General features: G+C 51.7%; 15 protein-coding genes. 9 read left to right on the plus strand and 6 right to left on the minus strand.

The window, feature by feature from the left end; genetic code table 11:
* Window positions 1-174: 174 nt before the first annotated feature.
* From M3194_RS22085 to M3194_RS22105, 5 genes are all read right to left on the minus strand, one after another.
* Window positions 175-465 (minus strand): NUDIX domain-containing protein, encoded by a 291-nt coding sequence (locus M3194_RS22085; RefSeq protein WP_397334372.1) that lies wholly within the window; start codon window positions 463-465, stop codon window positions 175-177.
* Window positions 466-617: 152 nt separating this feature from the next.
* Window positions 618-1,718: a ribosome small subunit-dependent GTPase A gene (rsgA, locus tag M3194_RS22090; RefSeq protein ID WP_251656258.1), complete on the minus strand. Its 1,101-nt coding sequence runs from the start codon at window positions 1,716-1,718 to the stop codon at window positions 618-620.
* Window positions 1,719-2,225: 507 nt separating this feature from the next.
* Window positions 2,226-2,522, minus strand: a complete 297-nt coding sequence (locus M3194_RS22095; protein ID WP_251656259.1) for a YtpI family protein — start codon at window positions 2,520-2,522, stop codon at window positions 2,226-2,228.
* An 83-nt stretch (window positions 2,523-2,605) separates the two neighbouring features.
* Window positions 2,606-3,121 carry a hypothetical protein gene (locus M3194_RS22100; RefSeq protein ID WP_251656260.1) on the minus strand — a complete coding sequence of 172 codons (516 nt, stop codon included), beginning with the start codon at window positions 3,119-3,121 and terminating at the stop codon, window positions 2,606-2,608.
* 3 nt (window positions 3,122-3,124) lie between these two features.
* Complete coding sequence (locus M3194_RS22105; protein WP_251656261.1) at window positions 3,125-3,451, minus strand: YtrH family sporulation protein; 327 nt, start codon at window positions 3,449-3,451, stop codon at window positions 3,125-3,127.
* A 125-nt stretch (window positions 3,452-3,576) separates the two neighbouring features.
* Here M3194_RS22105 and M3194_RS22110 point away from each other — a divergent pair, with 125 nt between their 5' ends.
* The 8 genes from M3194_RS22110 (at window position 3,577) to M3194_RS22145 (ending at window position 14,728) form a co-directional block, all read left to right on the plus strand.
* Complete coding sequence (locus M3194_RS22110; RefSeq protein ID WP_251656262.1) at window positions 3,577-7,233, plus strand: DNA polymerase III subunit alpha; 3,657 nt, start codon at window positions 3,577-3,579, stop codon at window positions 7,231-7,233.
* 128 nt (window positions 7,234-7,361) lie between these two features.
* Window positions 7,362-7,856, plus strand: coding sequence for a phosphatidylglycerophosphatase A family protein (locus M3194_RS22115; protein WP_251656263.1), 495 nt, complete (start codon window positions 7,362-7,364; stop codon window positions 7,854-7,856).
* Window positions 7,857-7,952: 96 nt separating this feature from the next.
* Complete coding sequence (locus tag M3194_RS22120; protein ID WP_015846041.1) at window positions 7,953-8,141, plus strand: hypothetical protein; 189 nt, start codon at window positions 7,953-7,955, stop codon at window positions 8,139-8,141.
* A 36-nt stretch (window positions 8,142-8,177) separates the two neighbouring features.
* Window positions 8,178-9,050, plus strand: coding sequence for an acetyl-CoA carboxylase, carboxyltransferase subunit beta (accD, locus tag M3194_RS22125; RefSeq protein ID WP_251656264.1), 873 nt, complete (start codon window positions 8,178-8,180; stop codon window positions 9,048-9,050).
* Window positions 9,040-10,080, plus strand: coding sequence for an acetyl-CoA carboxylase carboxyltransferase subunit alpha (locus M3194_RS22130; protein WP_251656265.1), 1,041 nt, complete (start codon window positions 9,040-9,042; stop codon window positions 10,078-10,080). The genes accD and M3194_RS22130 overlap by 11 nt, the downstream gene beginning before the upstream one ends.
* A gap of 92 nt (window positions 10,081-10,172) precedes the next feature.
* A complete protein-coding gene (pyk, locus tag M3194_RS22135) occupies window positions 10,173-11,927 on the plus strand; it encodes a pyruvate kinase (protein ID WP_251656266.1) in 1,755 nt (584 codons plus the stop codon).
* Between the two features lie 143 nt (window positions 11,928-12,070).
* Window positions 12,071-12,538, plus strand: coding sequence for an acyl-CoA thioesterase (locus M3194_RS22140; protein ID WP_251656267.1), 468 nt, complete (start codon window positions 12,071-12,073; stop codon window positions 12,536-12,538).
* 126 nt (window positions 12,539-12,664) lie between these two features.
* Window positions 12,665-14,728: an RNA degradosome polyphosphate kinase gene (locus M3194_RS22145; protein ID WP_251656268.1), complete on the plus strand. Its 2,064-nt coding sequence runs from the start codon at window positions 12,665-12,667 to the stop codon at window positions 14,726-14,728.
* On the opposite strand, the gene M3194_RS22150 is transcribed toward M3194_RS22145, so the two are convergent.
* Complete coding sequence (locus tag M3194_RS22150) at window positions 14,719-16,248, minus strand: Ppx/GppA phosphatase family protein (RefSeq protein WP_251656269.1); 1,530 nt, start codon at window positions 16,246-16,248, stop codon at window positions 14,719-14,721. The genes M3194_RS22145 and M3194_RS22150 overlap by 10 nt on opposite strands.
* A 279-nt stretch (window positions 16,249-16,527) precedes the next feature.
* Here M3194_RS22150 and citZ point away from each other — a divergent pair, with 279 nt between their 5' ends.
* The gene (gene citZ / locus M3194_RS22155) at window positions 16,528-17,640 is read left to right on the plus strand and encodes a citrate synthase (RefSeq protein WP_251656270.1); all 1,113 of its coding nucleotides are present in this window, start codon (window positions 16,528-16,530) and stop codon (window positions 17,638-17,640) included.
* Window positions 17,641-17,668: the final 28 nt, after the last annotated feature.

Here is a 17,668-nt window from a genome sequence, read left to right on the forward strand (position 1 = left end):
GATTTCACGATTCACAAAGGCAGGCGCTTAAAGCTTTCTGAAGGAAAGCTACTTCGACTTAAACGAATCAATCATTTTATAAGGGACCAGTTAAAGGGCTGCCATTTGCTTGGCAGCCCTTTTGCGTGACGAATTAATTAGCGGCATATTCCGCTATTGCCTGATAGCCAATCATCAACAGCATCTTGGTGCTGCTTGGAGAATAGAGGGGGAAGCTTGTCTTTTGGAAAGTATCGTAATTCCAACGTTTCTTTGCCTTCTGAAACTAGCTTCCCTTGAAGAGGTGGCGGACTCCCCTAACTCCACAGCCCCTCCGGGTAACCCCCAGGAGCTGCTGTAGCCGCGTCTTTGCAACAAGATCTCGTTACGCTCATTGCAAACGAGGCCTCCAGCAAAGTTGAGGAATATCAAATCCTGCCCGGCCTTGTCTCTTATCCACTTTATATAATTAGGTTTTTCGTTCATTAAGAAGCTCCTTTGCTTTTCATTTGTAATTAGCAATATAAGCCTTACGAATCAGGTTGTTAATGGACATATGAAACCATACGCATGGAAGTTTATTACTATAAAAAAACAGCGCCTTCACCGGAATAGGAGAAGGCGCTGAATATCTTCGATTAGTCGTAATCCCAAGCGCCGGCTTTGCTTTTGCGCTCGTTTTTGCGGGAGGAAGCTTTCTTGGCTTTTTTCGCAATGCTGTTTTCTTTGCGGGCGATATGGGAGAGCTCTCTGGCTGTCTTTTTATAGTTATGAAGGCGTTTGGCTTCAAGCGTTCCGTTATCGATAGCCTGTAGCACAGCGCAGCCGGGATCGGAATCATGGCTGCAATCCCGGTACCGGCATAAGGAAGCCAGCTCCTCGATATCGGAGAAAGTCTGCTCTAATCCTTCATGCGCATCCCATAACTGCAGCTCGCGCATACCTGGCGTATCCATCACGAGCGTTCCGCCCGGCAGCAGGAACAGCTCCCGGTGTGTTGTAGTGTGGCGGCCGCGGGCATCATCTTCTCGGATGCCTTGCGTCGCCATCATGTTGTCGCCCGCAAGCCAGTTCAGCAGGGTTGACTTTCCGACGCCGGATGATCCTGTGACGGCAATGGTTTTGCCGGGCTGCAAGTAAGGGAGAAGCTGCTCTTTGCCTTGGTCCTGCAAGGCGCTAATCAAATGGACAGGCACGCCAGGAGCGGCGCTTTGCATCTGATCGGCGAATGCCTCAGGATCATCGCATAAGTCGGCCTTTGTCAGCAGGATAACCGGAGCAGCGCCGCTTTCCCAGGCCGCAATCAGGTAGCGCTCCATTTTCCGGACATTAAAATCCTGGTTAAGCGCGTTCGTTAGGAACAAATAATCCATATTGGCTCCAACAACCTGGTCGTCTACCGCGCTTCCGGCCGCTTTGCGGATCATCGCGCTTTGGCGCGGCAGCAAGGAATGGATGACGGAACGCGTTTCGCCCGGCAGCTTCTCGGCCATGACCCAATCGCCAACGGCTGGAAAATCGCTTTTTAGCATGGCGTTAAATTCGTATTTGCCGGTGACGGTAGCCGTATGCTCGCCTTCCGGCGTCATAATTTGATAAGAGTGGGAATGCTGGGCGATCACGCGTGCAGGAGAGAGATGGCGCGAGCTGGCCGGCAATAACGCCAGCTTATCTTCCCAATCGCTGTTCCAGCCATAGGCTAAATGTTGATTTTGTTGCTCTATTTCGGTATTTTTCAAATCGAATGCTCCTCTTTACATGTTTGGTTTGAATTTCTGAATAACAAAAAAACCGCAGGGATCCCCTGCGGTAGGTACAAAAAAAGCCGCAAGGACCTCTCGGTCCCGCGGCGCGTCTCTAAAAGCTAGAAGGCGGTCCGTATAGGCCGAGAGAGATGGGGTGAACAGACAATTAATAGGTTTTTCATTTCACATCAGCCTCCTGTAGTTTGTAAGATGAGCTTATTATATGTAAAAGAGCGCCTTTTCTCCAGGTAAACTTTAATTAAAAGAAAAAAATCCGTTATCGGCGATGACGCGCGAAAATAAAGAAAGCCGACCGGCTAAAAGCACCGGTCGGCTATGAAAATGAGAGCACGGAGTGGGCGAATGTTTCTGAGAAGCGGAGCGGTCGCCTTTGGTTCCCGGATTCCTGCCTTGTCCTACGTCTAATGAGAGGAATCCGGAACCAACAGCGATCGAAAATATATTCGCCCCACGCAGTGCCATCCATTTTCATAACGCGCTCTACTGCTGCATCGTCCGAAAAATACTGTGGTTGCGCAGCCCCGCAAACAAATTAAAAAATCCGATCACGAGGAAGATCGCCCCGATTACGATTCGCGCCGTGGAAGTGCCGGAGAGAAACAGCTGTACGCCCGCGATAAACATGAGCATAAAGCCCATGCTGATGTTCATCCGCGAGGCGTGCAGACCGCGTGTCCGCGTGTCCGTGGAACGGCGTGATTTAAAGCTGAAGAAGACGGTAAGTGCCAAGGTGATCATAATGCCCGGCGCGAACACCCATTGCAGGAGTGAATCCATGGTAGTGACGACAGCTCCTTTTGTTTTCGTTTCATTGGCGCTATTGTAGCATGGATTCGCCCAAAACCGGAAATAAATGCGATTTAAGAAGGAGGCCTTGCGTACAGCCTTACTTTCACCCATACCTGCAGTTTATTATCCGCAACCAGAATTGTCGTGATGTCTATAGAGTAGTCTTTTTCAAGGACGTTGGTATAAATCTTGTTGCTTAAAAGTCTCCGGGCAAGCATGGCGTCCGTATCGATTTCATAGATGCTTTGCCCGAGAAAGACGGACAGATCCGCTTTGATCCGCTTGATTAACTCCGCTTCGGTCACTTTATCGATCTTCGGCCGACCGTTGTTTTGCCCGGCTTCCTCTTCTATTCGAGGCAAGACGCTCTTGATGACGGTATGCTGATCTTTAAATTTCGTTAAGCTTTCTATATCCGTTTCATATTGCTCCAGCTTGACCTCCAGATCACTCTTCAGATTAACGAGCGCCTCGAACTGCGTATGGTAAATGGAATTATAAACAACTGCTCCAAGCAGCATGCCGATCAGCAGCACCCCAGCCATCTGCATTCCTTTTACATATCGCTCGAATTGGGGGATCCGCATGCTTTAGGTAGCTCCTTTGCATACCAGCTTAACCAATTCGGTTCCCATATGGGCACCAAGAAAAGCAATCGCGATATAAGCAATCTGAAGGACAACGGGCGATAGATGCCCCTCCACGATATTGCTTTCTATTACCCGCATGGGATCGATAGATCCTCCTACAGCAGCGACAATCGCCCATATTTTCAGGTTTGCGGCTGTTGTCAGCATCATGGAGGTAGGAGGCAGAAGCAAAAAGACCGAGCCTATCCCGGCCAGCATCGAACCGCCAATTACGACGCCAAAGGCGATAAAGAAGTCCAGACCGGCTTTCGATAAAATGACATTCACCAGGTACACCTGCCTTTTTAATGCATAATTCAGCCTGTCCGGCTGCCTTACTATCATTCTATGGGCGGTGCATTGCCTATTATGATAAAATAGAGGGAACAAGAACGGAAAGAGGGAGCCAACGGATGAACAGCAATGAATCCTCGTTTGTGCATTTGCACGTACATAGCGAATACAGCTTGCTCGACGGCGCCGCCCGGATCCGCGACTTGGTGGCAAGAGCCGCAGAGCTTGGGATGAAGGCGCTCGCCCTCACCGATCACGGAGTGATGTACGGAGCAATTCCTTTTTATAGAGCATGCCTGGCGCAGGGCATCAAGCCGATTATTGGCTGCGAGATGTATTTTACGGCCGGATCCCGTTTCGAGAAGGGAAACCGCAAGGAGAATCCGATTTATCATTTGATTCTTCTGGCCAAGAACGAGACCGGCTACCGCAATTTGATGAAGCTGAACTCGATAGGCCATCTGGAAGGCTTTCACTACAAGCCGCGTATCGACCCGGAAGTGCTGGAGGCTCATTCGGAAGGGCTGATCTGTCTAAGCTCATGTCTGCACGGAGAAATCTCGCAGCATCTTCTTCATGACCGCCGGGAGGAAGCAGTAGCGGCAGCGCTTCGGTATAAGCGGATTTTCGGAGACGATTTCTATCTGGAGCTGCAGGATCATGGCATGCTGGATCAGAAAAAAGTAGCCTCCGCCATGATTGAATTGGCGAGAGAAACAGGCATTAAGCTGACGGCTACGAATGATGTTCATTACCTGACGACGGAAGACGCGGCCGTGCAGGATGTTCTCATTTGTATCGGCACCGGCAAGTCGGTAGACGATACGGACCGGATGAAGATGCAGACGGATCAGTTATATATGAAAAGCGGAGAAGAGATGGCGCTTCTGTTCCGCCATGTACCGGAAGCGATTCTTCATACCGCCGAGATTGCGGACAAATGCTCGCTTGAGCTTACCTTTGGCCGGGCGGCTCTGCCGGTATTCCGGCCGGTGCCGGGCGGCATGTCGTCTGCGGCTTATTTGGCCGATCTTTGCCGTAACGGCTTGGCTTCGCGCTATTCGGGTTTGCCGCAATGGGCAGAAGATCCGGCATTCCGGGAGCGGGCTGAAGCAAGGCTTGCTTACGAGCTGTCCGTTATCGAAAATATGGGCTTCAGCGATTATTTCCTTATCGTATGGGATTTTATCCGTTTTGCCCATGAACAGGGGATCCGGACCGGTCCGGGACGGGGATCTTCGGCTGGCAGTATTGTCGCTTATGTCCTCCGGATTACCGATGTGGATCCGCTGAAGTACAAGCTTCTCTTCGAACGGTTCCTGAATCCGGAACGGATTACGATGCCGGATATTGATATCGACTTTAATGATGAGCGCCGCGACGAGGTTATCGCCTATGTCTCCGCCAAATACGGCGAAGAGCATGTAGCGCAGATTATTACGTTTGGCACGATGGCGGCCAAGGCCGCTGTCCGCGACGTCGGGCGCGCGATGAATGTGCCGTTCGCGGAAGTCGACCGGGCGGCGAAGCTTATTCCGAATCAGCTGGGCATTACGCTGGAGGAGGCACTGCGGCAGAGCGACGGGCTGCGCGAAGCCTGCGAACGCCAGCCGAAGACCGATGCCATGATCAAGATGGCGCTGAAGGTCGAAGGGATGCCCCGCCACGCTTCGACTCATGCCGCGGGCGTCATTATTTCAGGCGGACCGCTGACCGATTACGTACCGCTGCAGGCGGGAAGCGAACGGACGGCGCTCACCCAATATTCAATGGAGCATTTGGAAGCAGTTGGACTGCTGAAAATGGATTTTCTCGGTCTCCGGACGTTATCCATTGTCGAGCGCTCCCTTTCCTGGGTGAAAGAACAGTACGGCAAGGACGTTGATTTCCGTCAAGTACCGGATAACGATCCGGCTACCTACGCCATGCTTGGACGCGGCGAGACGATGGGGATATTCCAGCTGGAGTCATCCGGGGTCAGGCGAGTGCTTAAGGACATGAAGCCTTCCGTATTCGAAGATATTATCTCGGTGCTCGCTTTGTATCGTCCGGGCCCGATGGAGTTTATTCCAAAGTACATTCAGGGCAAGCATGGTCTTGCTCCCGTTGAATATCCGCATCCTTCTCTCGAGCCGATTCTCTCGGATACGTACGGCATTATCGTCTACCAGGAGCAGATTATGCAGATTGCCTCTGTCATGGCGGGCTTCTCGCTTGGCGAAGCGGATTTGCTGCGGCGCGCCGTCTCGAAGAAGAAGCGGGAAGTGCTGGATGAACAGCGCTCGCATTTCGTAAAAGGCAGTATAAGCGAAGGCTATACGAGCGAAGACGCTAACCGGGTATACGATATGATCGTCCGGTTCGCCGATTACGGCTTCCCGCGCGCCCATGCTGCCGCCTATGGCGTGCTGGCGTTTCAGACGGCATGGCTGAAGGCGCATTACCCGATACCGTTTATGGCTTCCATGCTGGCTTCCGTTACGGGAAATCAGCGGAAGACTGCCGAATACGTGGATGAATGCCGACGCATGGGGATCGGTGTGCTGCCGCCTGACGTGAACGAGAGCGGAGTTACTTTTACGCCCGTCGAAGGGGCTGTCCGCTTTGGCCTTGCCGCTGTCAAAAACGTGGGCACGCAGGCCATAGAGGCACTCGAGAAGGAACGCCGTGAGCGGCCTTTCGACAGCCTGCTTGATCTATGCCGCCGCGTAGATCTGAGGGTCGTGAACAAGCGGGTTCTGGAGTCGCTTATTCAGGCCGGCGCGCTTGAATCGCTGCCCGGCCACCGGGCGCAGCAGCTTGCGGCATTGGAAGAAACAGTGGAAGCCGCGCTGAAATGGCGCAAGGAACGCGAAGAACTGCAGATTGAACTGTTTGGCTTTGACGAGGTGCAAAACTGGGATGTCGAGCTGCCGGACATAAGGCCATATTCAACGGGCGAGCAGCTGGAGCTGGAACGGGAGCTGCTTGGCTTGTATCTGTCCGGTCATCCCCTCGATGCCGTCGAGGAACAGCTGGAGGTGCTGGGGCTGGACCGGCTTGTGGAGCTTGGCGAAGTTGCTGACGGCGCACCTGCCGTAATAGGCGCCAGAATTGTTTCGCTCAAGCCGTTTACGAATAAAAAAGGAAATGCGATGGGCTTTCTTGAAGTAGAAGATAGAGTCATGCGTGCTGAGGGGGTTGTCTTCCCGGCTGTATGGAAGAGATGCGGGGATCTGCTTGTTAAAGGCGGACTTGCCCTTGTCCAGGCTACGGTCCAGCATCAGGATGAAGACTTCAAGCTAATCTTGGAGGATGTTGTTCCGATTCAGGAAGGCACCGCATCAACGGAACAGCTGGCTGAGCATGTCCGGCGTATGCGGAAGCAGGCCAGCGCCCGCGCAGCAAGAGCGGCAGGAGGCGGTTACCAGCAGCCGGCTTCGCAGCCGCAAGGCGCCGCGCCTCGGCCGCCGGCCCAGCCGGCAGCAGCTTCGGCAAGAAAGACGCAGCCTGCCTCCCGATCTCAGGAGTCCTCCGAGCGGCCTAGCGCAGCAGCAGCGGAGAAGAAGCGGCAGCGAATCTATATCAAGATTGCCGCTTCCAGTGAGCATCCGGATGTTCTGGAGCAGCTGAAGAAGCTGCTTGCCGCCCATCACGGACAGCTCGATACGGTGCTGTTCTACGAACGGGAGCAGCGCTCGCTTGCACTGAGCGAGACTTACCGCACGAAGCCTTCTCCGCAATTATTCGGCGCAATAGAGCAGCTTCTTGGTCAAGGAGCGGTAATTGTCAGATAATTTATGCACAACTCTATCACCTCCCGCATACATTTAGTGTTACAAGTGGGATTAAGCGGAGCAACTGCCGCTATTTTTCCCGGCTTACGTTGCATGAAGACGTACAAGCATATGCGGGAGGGATGGACATGACGTCCGGAATCGAAAATTGGTTGCAAAAGCGTGGAGTAAGTGTTGATGATATTGCAGAGATTGTATATACGCTGCAGCGTCCCTACAATGCGGATTTGACCATTGCTGAATGTGAAGAGAGCGTAAGAGCCGTGCTGGAGAAGCGCGAGGTGCAGTATGTTCTTTACACCGGAATCGCTTTGGATGAACTGGCGGAACGCCGTTTGCTGCCGGAACCGCTGCAGGCCATCATGGAAACCGATGAATCCCTGTACGGCGTGGATGAGACTTTAGCGCTAGGAATTACGAATGTTTATGGCATGATTGGCTTGACGAGTTTCGGATATTTGGATAAAGTAAAGCCCGGCATCATTCGTCAGCTCAACCTGAAAGGCGAGAAAATTCACGTATTTCTCGATGACCTTGTAGCAGGACTGGCGGCGGCGGCATCAGCAAGAATCGCGCATCAGGACCCAAAAGCCATCCGATACCATTTGCCCGATTCGCCATGACTGTGGTATCATTATGACATCATATGGCCTTTAACGGGATTGACTTGTTTGAAGATGCGAACTTTGCCCCGGGCAAAGTTTTCAGGAGGTACCATAATGTGGACGGTCATTTACATCGCTCCAACCGCTAGAATCGCGGACAACATCAAGAAGCGGCTTACGGAAGAAGGCTTTCTCGTAAAAGTCCGTCCAGTTAATCTGTCTAAACAGCAATATGAGATTTTGGTTCCATCGGGTGAGTTGGAGGAAGTACAGGAAGTATTCAACTCCATTATGCAGCCGTAAAACCTTATACTATTGCGCCTTGAGAGGTGTCACACATTGCAAATTAAGGACTTATTTTCAAAGAAGAAGTATGCGACCATCCCTTCTGAGCGGCCTAAACGCGACATACCGGAAGGTCTAATGAATAAGTGCTCCAAATGCGGCACCATTCAGTACAGCAAAGAATTGGATAAGAACTTGAAGGTATGCTCGTCTTGCGGGCATCATTACCGTTTGAGTGCTTGGGAACGGATTGGAATGACGCTTGATGACGGGCGTTTGATTGAATACGATGCTGACATGGAATCTGTCGATCCGCTGGAATTCCCGGGGTACAAAGGGAAGCTTGATCAGCAACGGCAGAAGAACCCAAGTCTGCGCGAAGCCGTTGTAACAGGCGAAGGCACCATTAACGGCCACCCGGTGGTAGTTGCGGTCATGAGCTTTGATTTCTTCAGCGGCAGCATGGGATCGGTCGTTGGCGAGAAAATAACGCGGGCAATCGAAGCGGCGCATGAGAAGAAGCTGCCGCTGCTAATTTTCTCGACGTCGGGCGGCGCCCGTATGCAGGAAAGTATACTTAGCTTAATGCAAATGGCGAAGACAAGCGCCGCTCTTTCCATGTTTCAAGGGGCTGGAGGCTTGTTCATTTCGGTGTTTACAGATCCTACGATGGGCGGGGTTTCCGCCAGCTTTGCGAGTCTTGGCGATTACAATTTGGCCGAGCCCGGCGCGCTTGTCGGCTTTGCGGGCCGTATCGTAATCGAGCAGACGATTCGCCAGAAGCTGCCGGACAACTTCCAGACGGCAGAGTTCAACATGCAGCACGGTCAGCTTGACCTGGTTGTTCACCGCAAGGATATGAAGGGAACGATTGGCAAGCTGCTTGATATGCATACCGTAAGGGAGGGATTATCCCATGGCGGCTGAACAGATGCTTCCGTTCGAGAAGCCGATCAGTGAATTGCGGGAGAAGATTGCAACGCTGAAGACGCTGGCCGAGAGCAACGGCATGGACTTTTCCGAAGAGATTGCGCGTCTTGAAGAGAAGTGCAAGCAAATGGAGGAAGAGCTGTACAACGAAATGACTCCGGCGCAGAAGATGCATATCGCACGTCTTCACCAGCGTCCGACCTCGCTTGATTTCATTCAGGCGGTCTTCACGGATTTCATTGAGCTGCACGGCGACCGATTGTTTGCGGACGATTTGGCGATTGTCGGCGGTCTGGCCAAGCTGAACGGTCTGCCGGTAACGGTTATCGGTCACCAGCGCGGCAAGGATACGAAGGATAACATTGCCCGTTTCTTTGGCAGTCCTCATCCGGAAGGATTCCGGAAAGCGCTGCGTCTTATGCAGCAGGCAAATAAATTTAACCGCCCGATTATCACGTTAATTGATACGAAGGGCGCTTATCCGGGCAACACGGCCGAGGAGCGCGGCCAATCCGAAGCGATTGCGCGCAACTTAAGAGAGATGGCCGGATTTGGCGTGCCGATCGTCTGCATCGTAATTGGTGAAGGCGGCAGCGGAGGGGCTCTTGCCCTTGGCGTCGGCAACCGGGTTCTGATGCTTGAAAATGCGATTTATTCCGCAATATCGCCTAACGGTGCGGCTTCTATTTTATGGAAGGATGCATCCAAAGCGGATATTGCGGCTGAAGCCATGAAAATTACGGCGAAGGATTTGCTCGAGTTCGAAGTGATCGAGGACATCATAGAAGAGCCGCAAGGCGGCGCGCATCGCGATCTGGCGTTCACAGCGGAACGGCTGAAGGAGAAATTGTGGAAGCATTTGGTGGAACTTCTGCCGATGACACCTGAGCAACTCATTGAAGACCGTTACCATAAATTCCGCAAGATTGGCCAATTCCAAATGGCTGAAGCCGCTTCCCGGGAAGCTGCCCCTCAAGCCCATCAAGAGGCGGAAGCTTCCGAAATGACGGAGTCGGCAAAGGTATAAAAAAATCTTCAACTGTGGTACAAGCTGCGGCTCAAGATTTTGATTATTGTTAATAATGACTATAGCAGGCACTAAACGGAGGATAACTAGACATGCGTAAAGCGAAAATTGTATGTACGATCGGACCTTCCAGCGAATCGTTGGAAAACACGAAGAAATTGATTAAAGCGGGTATGAACGTTGCCCGTCTGAACTTCTCGCACGGCGACTTTGAAGAGCACGGCAACCGGATTAAAAACATCGGCATCGCGAACAAAGAGCTTGGTTCGAACGTAGCGATTCTGCTCGATACGAAAGGCCCTGAGATTCGTCTCGGCAAATTGAAAGAAGAGCCAATCGAACTGGTGCAAGGCGAGCAAGTGACGCTGACAACGGAAGAAATTCTGGGCGACATCAATCGCGTGCCTATTACTTATACGGATCTGCCGAAGGACGTTTCCATCGGTTCGACCATTCTGATCGACGACGGCTTGATCGGCCTGACTGTTGAAGAAGTAAAAGGCACTGAAATTGTTTGCCGTATCGTTAACAGCGGTCAAATCAAGAGCAAGAAGGGCGTAAACGTTCCTGGCGTTGCAATCTCCCTTCCCGGCATCACGGAAAAAGACGCTAACGATATCATCTTCGGTATCGAGATGGGCATCGACTTCGTAGCAGCTTCGTTTGTTCGTAAAGCAAGCGACGTGCTTGAAATCCGCGAACTGCTTGAGCGCCACAATGCAAGCCACATCCAAATCATCTCCAAGATCGAGAACCAACAAGGCGTTGACAACCTCGATGAGATTCTGGAAGTATCCGACGGCCTGATGGTTGCCCGCGGCGACCTCGGCGTTGAGATTCCGGCTGAAGAAGTACCTTTGGTACAAAAAACAATGATTGAAAAATGTAATCGCGCAGGCAAACCGGTTATTACAGCTACTCAAATGCTGGATTCGATGCAGCGCAACCCGCGCCCTACCCGCGCAGAAGCAAGTGACGTAGCCAACGCGATCTTCGACGGTACGGATGCAATCATGCTCTCCGGCGAAACAGCTGCCGGCAAATACCCGGTTGAAGCGGTAATGACAATGTCCCGCATTGCTGAGCGTGCGGAAGCGGCTCTGGAATACCGCGAGATCTTCACTAAACAAGCTAACGCCCAACAAACTTCCGTAACGGAAGCAATCAGCCAAGCAGTTGCGGTATCCGCACTGGATCTGAACGCTGCGGCTATCGTTACATCGACACAAAGCGGCTTCACAGCGCGCATGGTTGCCAAATACCGTCCGAAAGCGCCAATCATCGCGGTAACGAACGACGAGAAGGTTATGCGCCGTCTGGCTCTGATCTGGGGCGTTAAACCGGTTCTTGGCGAAATCGCCGAAACAACGGACGCAATGTTCGAGAACGCTGTTGCAGGTGCTAGAAGCACTGGCCTGATCAGCCTTGGCGACACGATCGTTATTACAGCAGGCGTTCCGGTTGGCCGCGCAGGCACTACCAACCTGATCAAGATCCATCATGTTGGCGAGCTTCTGGCACAAGGCCAAGGCATCGGCAGCCAAACAGCTACTGGCCGCATCGTTGTAGCCCGTACGCCTGAAGAAGCTAATGCTCGGGTAACTTCCGGTTCGATCCTTGTAACGGTATCGACGGACAAAGAATATATGCCTGCTTTCGAGAAAGCGGCAGCTGTTATCACGGAGCAAGGCGGTATCACCAGCCATGCAGCCGTATGCGGCATTAACCTGGGTATCCCGGTTATTCTGGGTATTTCGAATGCAACTGAATTGCTCATGGACGGTACGGAAGTAACGGTCTACGGCGAAACAGGCGTTGTATACTCCGGACAAGCTAAAGTCCTGTAATAACAATCTCATAGATCTCTAGCCATTAGAGAAAAACAGAAGCGAGGGTGAGCTATTCACCGTCGCTTTTGTTTCAAATATAGGAAAATTCGGGTTAATTTTTTGAGCCTCAACTTCGTAATAATATAGGGGGTAGCTTCAAGATGCCGTCACAGAAGTGGTTCCTGCATCCGCTGAGAGTTCGTTATCAGGAAACGGATCAAATGGGGGTTGTCTTTCATGGCAATTACATAACTTGGTTTGAGATTGGCCGAACGGAGCTGATCCGCTCTGCAGGCTATGATTACAAAACAATCGAACAGCAAGGCTTGCTGCTTCCCGTTGTGGACTTGCAATGCCGTTATGAGCTTCCTGCACGATATGATGATACGGTCCTAATCGGTACGCGCATTTCGGATTTTTCCCCGGTACGTCTTTCCTTCGAGTCGGAAATTCGCAAAGTATGTCTGGAGCAGTTCCATCCTGCCATTGTAGAACAATATGAGGACCTTCCCGGAGAGCGACTGGTTGCTGGTGGAACAAAGCATGTATGGGTGAACGAGAAATGGCGTCCGGCCAGACTGGATAAAGGACTGCCGGAACTGTACGACTTGTTGAAGTCCATGGCATAACGACAAACCGCAAGGTGCATTCGACCGAAACAACCGGAGATCACGTTAACTTACTCTTTACAAATCGTTAATATTCCAATAATAGTAATCTGTCATAATAGGGGCATAATTGGGGAGGCGTGAGGAATGACAAGACAATTGTCCCACTATGTGAACCGGGATTTAAGCTGGATAGAGTTTAATCGCAGAGTGCTCCAAGAAGCACAGGATTCGAATAATCCTCTGCTTGAACGCGCCAAATTTTTATCCATTGTATCCAGCAATTTGGATGAGTTTATGAGCGTAAGGGTAGCCGGTATTCAGGATCAGATTCGCGCAGGCTATACGAAAATGGATTTCACGGGTTATACGCCTGCCGGACTCTGGAAAAGACTGATCAAGCGGACAACCCAAATGGTCTATGATCAATATAAAACCTACCGGGAAGTATTTCGCAGTCTTGGACGGGAAGGCATTATCATTACATCCGTCGAGGAGCTGAATGCCACTCAATCCAAGGCGGTATCTCAATATTTTCAGGAAATCGTATTCCCTGTACTGACACCGATGGCCGTTGACCAAAGCCGTCCGTTTCCGCTGGTGCATACCAAAGAGCTGTATTTGGCCGTGCTTCTCCAGCAGGACAAAATGGACAAGGAAGACGAACCGTTATTTGCCATTGTACAGGTTCCTTCGATCCTTCCGAGGTTTGTACCGATTCCGGGACGAACAAACAGCAAGAAGATGGAGTTTGTTCTGCTGGAAGATCTTATTGAAAATCATATTACTACGTTGTTTAACGGGTACACGCCATACGCGGTAAATCCTTTCCGTCTTACGCGAAACGCCGATCTTACTTTAAATGAAGACGGGGCGGAGGATCTTCTGGAGGAGATTGAGAAGGAGCTTCGCAGAAGACGCTGGGGGATTCCGGTGCGGCTAGAGGTCACGCGGGGCATGCATCCCATTGCACTGGAGATACTGAAGGAGGAGCTGGAGATTGAGGATAATCTCATCGAAATCGATGGTCCTCTTGATCTCAGTTTTTTAATGAAGTTCGTACACTCGCTTCCCGGCTATGATAATCTGCGCTACAGCCGGCTTGAGCCTGTATATCCGCTTGAATTCGACGAGACGGATGACATGTTCGAGGTCATCCGCCAGCGTGATGTGCTGATGTATCACCCGTATGAGTCGTTTGAGGCGGTGAATGATTTCATCGATCAGGCTGCGGAGGATCCGGATGTACTGGCAATCAAGATGACCTTGTACCGCGTCAGCGGCCAATCTGCGCTTGTGCAGGCACTCTCGAAGGCGGCTGAAGCAGGCAAACAGGTAACGGTTGTTGTGGAGCTTAAGGCCAGGTTTGACGAGGAACGGAATATTGCTTGGGCACGCCAGCTGGAGAAATCGGGCTGTCATGTCGTCTACGGCCTTGTTGGCCTCAAGACTCATGCAAAGATTTTGCTTGTTGTCCGCAGGGAATCGGGCACGCTCCGCCGTTATGTTCATGTAGGCACGGGGAATTATAATGACAGCACAGCCACTTTATATACCGATATCGGCCTCTTTACGTCTCACCCGGTAATCGGCAGCGACGCCTCGGCTTTATTTAATGAGGTGACCGGCTATTCTTCACCGTATGAATGGAAAGCCTTTGGCGTAGCTCCTACCGATCTGAAGGAGAAGCTCTTCCGGCTGATTGACCGGGAGATTGCCAACGCAAGGCAGGGCAAGCATGCGCGTATTATCGCGAAGATGAACTCGCTGTCCAACCAGGAAATGATCGATAAGCTGTATGAAGCCTCTCAAGCGGGAGTCAAGATTGAGTTGATTGTACGTGGAGTATGCTGCTTGCGGCCGGGTGTTGTCGGACGCAGCGATAACATTCGCGTAATCAGTATCGTGGACCGTTTCCTCGAGCATGCGAGAGTGATGTACTTCTATAACGGGGAAGAAGAAGAGGTTTATTTGTCAAGCGCGGATTGGATGACGCGAAATTTGACGCGCCGGATCGAGCTGATGAGTCCTGTATTTGACGAGAGCCTTCGCAAAACGTTAATTAATATGCTGCAGCTGAATCTGGACGATAATGTGAAGGCAAGAGAACTGCAGCCAAACGGCACCTACGTTCATGTGAGAAACGAAATGATGCCGTTCCGCAGCCAGTTCGAAGCAAGATCCATCCCGCAGTGGAAAAATTACGTATAATCGGGCTGAATCAGCTCCGGAATAAGTCCCCACAATTTCTTGAAATCGGATGACAGCTCCTCTACTTCGCGGGCTTCGACGGCTAACGTGCCTTCGGAACGCACGGGATAGAGGTGAAGCAGACCGCCGGATTGAACGGCTTCAAGCCTGCCGATCGCCTGAGTCTCGCTGCGGTCAAGCGCTGCCGCGAGCTGAAGCAGAATGCCTAGCTTATAGATGGTATCATAATCGGATTCGCTCAGCAGTTCCTTGTATTCGAGGAGCTGCTGACGGGTCCGGTTTTTGCTTTTATAGGAAGCGATAGCCGCAATCATTAAAGTCTCCCGGTGAGCGAGTCCGTTCAGGTGAGAGTTCACGATCAGGTAGAACGTATGCTTCGCGTATTCATAGTAGTCTATGGATGCGCCGATCCGGAACAGGGTCGAGGCTGCGTCCAGCAGCACCTTCGCGCGGTTCTGAAGCAGATGGACGGGTCTCAGCACATCGTAAAGCTGGAGCGCCAGACGGTTCACCTGCATCACATGCTGCTTGGGGGCGGCAGGATGCAGAGCGCTGACGTTCTGTAGGCTGAAGGCGAGCACATCCTGATGGATGGATCGGCCCGGGAAACGGGTCGCGTAGAACAGGCCGTCGCGAAGACCGGCGCCGCAAATGCGGTAATGCGATGTTTTTAGCAGACGGAATATGGTGCGAAACACGGCAATGCCCGGAACGATGACGTCCACTCGGTCCTTGGACAACCCGGGGATTTTCTTGCGCTTATCCATTGGCGTCAGTAACAATTCCATGAATAAGGCGTCCGCGTCGCTTCCGGTCATCGGATAATTATGAGTTTGGGTAAAAGGATACTTGGTAACGGCCTGATGGATTTTGCCCATGGCGCGGGCCGTCCCGCCTACGCCGATAAGCGGCAGCGAAGGCGATTTGGTCAGCCAGGGCTCGCTTTTGATCGCCTCGGTGACAAGCGCTTCAATGCTCTTCAGGCCTTCGTCGCTGAGCATTCCCTTCACCGCGTATTTCCGGTTCAAGCTGACGCAGCCAAACGGGAAGGATACGGAATGGACAAGCTGGCGTCCGCGGAATAGCGATACCTCCGTGCTTCCTCCGCCGATGTCGACAAGAAAGCCGTCCTGTACATCCATCGCGTTAATCATGCCAAGGAAGCCGTAAGAGGCCTCGTCCTCGCCGCTTAACAATTCGATGGTGAGACCGGTCTCCGATTTAATGGTCTCGAGAATAGCCGATTGATTAGCCGCATTGCGGATGGCAGCCGTTGCTACCGCCCGGATATGTCCGGTTCTGTTATGCGCGCAGATCATGGTAAAATGGTTAAGCGTGCCAAGAAGCTCGGTTACCGCTTCCTCCGCCAGAAAACCGTTGTCGTCGACCCGCTCGGCCAGACGGGCAGGGCGCTTGCCGCCGTCAATGACCCGGTGCGCGCCGCTTGCGGTCCGCTCGTACACGACGAGGCGGACCGAGTTGGAGCCTATGTCAATAATGCCGATTCGTTGTTCCGTCATCGCTGTTCCTCCAGCAAGTTATTTCTTCTATTCTATCACATTGAAATATGATTGCGGAAAGCGAGTATTTTTGCGCATATTAGGGAAAAATGCAGCTGGAGCAATATATGCGAAAAATGCGGAAGAAAGGGAATGAAAAAAAACTTTATAGCGCTGATAAAGCATTTCTATGTCCGGTTTTGTTCACTTCGCTGGTAAAATCATTTATGATTAATAGCGACGAGAAAGATTTGTTTACTATTTTTGGCGAAAAATTTTCAAGTTAGAGGAGAGAGAACGATGACAGCAACGAAAGGTCTTGAAGGAATTGTGGCCGCTTCTTCGTCGATCAGCTCCATTATTGATGGAGTCTTGACATATCGCGGTATCAATATTGATGATCTTGCAGAAAATGCGACATTTGAAGAGGTTGCCTACCTGCTGTGGTACGGTAAGCTTCCTAATCGTTCTGAGCTTGACGGCCTGCAGCAAAAGCTGGATCAATACGCGGCTATCCCAACTCAAGTGATTGAACAAATTAAGTTATATCCTAAAGGCACGAACTCGATGGCGGCGCTTCGCACGGCGATCTCGAGTCTGGCACTATATGACGAATCCGCAAACGACATGTCGCCTGAAGCGAACCAGCTGAAAGCAATCAAGCTGCAAGCTCAGCTGCCGACGGTTGTTGCCGCTTTCGGACGCATTCGTGACGGCAAAGAGCCGGTTGCACCGAAAAAAGGCGTATCGATTGCTTACAACTTCCTGTACATGCTGACTGGCGAAGAGCCGGCTGAAGTTGCCGTTAAAGCGCTGGATCAAGCTCTTGTCCTGCATGCCGACCATGAGCTTAACGCATCCACGTTCGCTGCGCGCGTAACCGTTGCTACGCTGTCCGATATCTATTCCGGCGTAACTTCCGCGATCGGCGCTTTGAAGGGCCCTCTGCATGGCGGCGCTAACGAAGCGGTTATGGTAATGCTTGAGCAAATCGGTTCGATGGCTAACGTTGAAGGCTACATCAACAACGCGCTTGCGAACAAACAAAAAATCATGGGCTTTGGCCACCGCGTATACAAAGACGGCGACCCTCGCGCGAAGCACCTGCAGCACATGTCCCGCGAGCTGGGCAAACTGACAGGCAATATGGAACTGTATGAGATGTCCGTAAAAATCGAAGATATGGTTACCGGCCAAAAAGGTTTGAAACCAAATGTTGATTTCTACTCCGCATCCGTTTACACTACATTGGGTATTCCACGCGACCTGTTCACTCCGATCTTTGCGATCAGCCGTGTATCCGGATGGAGTGCGCATATCCTTGAGCAATACCAAGATAACCGCCTGATTCGCCCTCGTGCTGATTATGTCGGCCCGGTTAACGCGAAATATATTCCAATCGAGCAGCGCTAATACAGCGCGGCTTACATACCCTTAAGGA

Source organism: Paenibacillus glycanilyticus (genome assembly GCF_023715145.1).
Lineage (GTDB): Bacteria > Bacillota > Bacilli > Paenibacillales > Paenibacillaceae > Pristimantibacillus > Pristimantibacillus glycanilyticus_A.